This window comes from Candidatus Hakubella thermalkaliphila, assembly GCF_013281975.1.
Lineage (GTDB): Bacteria > Actinomycetota > Humimicrobiia > Hakubellales > Hakubellaceae > Hakubella > Hakubella thermalkaliphila.
The window spans coordinates 1-2278 of the sequence record NZ_BLRZ01000192.1; the positions used below are offsets into that span (position 1 = coordinate 1).

Below are 2278 nucleotides of genomic sequence, written 5' to 3' on the forward strand. Positions count from 1 at the left end.
GCTTTAGTAGACCCACCTCCTGCAGGTCGTCTTTATCCATCTGGCAGACCACCAGGCCCTGGGCGTTGCGCTCCAGAGGCACAATGTCGGTGAGGGGCTCTGGAGAGATGACTACTCCTCCCAGATGGGTGCCCAGGTGGCGAGGAAAGCCGGAGAGGCGACCAGCCAGGGCCACGGCCTGGCGCACCTTTGGTGAGGAAAACTCTTTTGGATCCAGCTCGGGAAGGCTTTCTACGGCCTGGGGGATGCGCTCGGCTGAGATGTAAGGCAGGGCCTTGGCCAGATGATCCAGGCTCTCTTTATCCAGGCCCAGGGTTTTTCCCACATCCCGCAGGGCGTTTTTGGCCCGGTAGGTAATGAGAGTAGCCACCATGGCCACTTGTTCTTTTCCGTATTTCTGGTACAGGTAGGTGAGCACCACCTCCCTGCGGGCCGAGGAAAAGTCCACATCGATATCGGGCAGCTCCTTTCTATTTTCGTTTAAGAAGCGCTCAAAAAGAAGGCCCTGGGCCAGAGGATCTACCTTGGTGATGCCCAGGAGATAGCAGATCAGGCTTCCGGCAGCCGAGCCCCGGCCCGAGTAGCTAATGCCTCTTTTTTGAGCAAAGCTCACCAGGTCCCAGACGATGAGAAAGTAGGAGGCCAGACCCAGCTCCTTGACCGCCTTAAGCTCCTTTTCCAGGCGGCCTTTTAGCTCCGAGCTAATAGAACCATAGATCTCCTGGGCCTGCTGCCAGCACAGACGGCAAAGGTAGCCAAAGGGCTCCTCCCCTCTGGCCAGCTCAAAGTGAGGCAGGCGGGGTTTCTTGAGCTCCAGCTCCAGGCTACACTCCTGGGGCAGGAGCAGGCTGTTAGCAAGAGCCTGGGGGTAGCTGCGGAAGAGTCTTTGCATCTGGGCCGGGCTTTTGAGGTAGTACTCGGCATTTAAGCGGGGAGGTTTGCTCTGGCCCACCCTTTCTATCTTGCGGATGGAGATGAGTAGTTCATGGAGAGGGTAATCCTCAGCTTTAAGGTAGTGCACGTTATTGGTGGCCACCAGGGGCAAGCCCAGGTGATGGGCTAGCTGGCTCAGGTGATAGTTTAAGGAACTGCTATAGGGAAGAAGATGGTTTTGCAGCTCTATAAAGAAGTGATCCCCGAAGATGTCCTTGAGGCGGCTGGCAGCCTCCAGGGCGGCCTTGACCTTTCCGGTCCGCAGCAGGGAAGCCACCTCCCCCTTCTCACAGCCTGAAAGACAGAGGAGCCCTGAGCTATGAGCAGAAAGGCTATCTAAGTCTAGAGCCGGAGGGCCTCCATTTCGGCTGAGGTGGAGGATGGTGAGCAGGCGGCAGAGATTGGAATATCCTTCTTTATCTTTAGCCAGAAGAAGGAGATGACCTCCTTGGACATCGATCTCGGAGCCTAAAAGGGGCTTTATGCTGGCTGAGCAGGCCGCCTTGTAGAAGCGCACTGCCCCGTAGAGCCCGTTATGATCAGTGAGGGCCAGAGCGGGCAGGCCCAGCTCTACTGCCCGGGCCACCAGATCCTCCACTCTGGCTGCCCCATCCAGAAAGGAAAAACAGGAATGGACGTGTAGATGTACAAAGGACATGGCCCCCCTCTTAGTCCCAGATGCGCTCCAGGTACCAGCGCCCCTTAGTCCGGTCCCGATAGAGATCGTAGATGCCCTGGTTGTGGGCCTCCACCCTCAGGTGCAGGCGCTCCACTTCCCCTTCTTGAGACCACCACCCATGCCGTTCCCGCCACAGGCCGCAGACCCTCTGGATGCGGTAGTAGTTTCCCCGCCAGCGGAAGGAACGAAAGCCATCCTTGGTGAACTCGACTTCGATAGGCTCGTGATAAAGTTTACTCATAAGAGGCGCCCACAGGCGAACATATGTTTGAGAGAGAATTATAATATAGCTAAAGGAGTGGAGTCATGTCAAGTGGATGGGAGTTGGAGCTGTGATTCAGACAGTGAAGAACGCTACGGCCATGAGGGGATGTCTGAACCCATAATTGGATTGCGTAAGGCTGCTCTCTAATTAGCCCTTAGGGCTAAGGCCCGGTTATCCCAGGCCCTGGGGAAGGGGGAGATACCTACCCCCTTCCCCTTTGGAAAGAGCAAAACTCAAATGTCTTTTGCTTCAACACCCCAAGTTCCCTATTTCTGGCCTCTTACGGTGAAACTTCAGAGGGCGCAGGCAATTCGTTCGTTGACAGAGAATATATATTAATTATAATTATAACCCTACAGCGATACTTAAGAATCTTGGTTCAATATGTAGGGCAATTTCTT

Annotated in this window: 2 protein-coding genes; both read right to left on the reverse strand. The window is 55.2% G+C overall.

The features are described from left to right. The coding region (gene dnaE, locus HW443_RS10750) for a DNA polymerase III subunit alpha (RefSeq protein WP_176238185.1) at positions 1 to 1591 on the reverse strand (1591 nt) is incomplete at its 3' end. Positions 1592 to 1601: 10 nt separating this feature from the next. Continuing rightward, the gene (locus tag HW443_RS10755) at positions 1602 to 1853 is read right to left on the reverse strand and encodes a DUF6504 family protein (protein ID WP_176237189.1); all 252 of its coding nucleotides are present in this window, start codon (positions 1851 to 1853) and stop codon (positions 1602 to 1604) included. Positions 1854 to 2278: the final 425 nt, after the last annotated feature.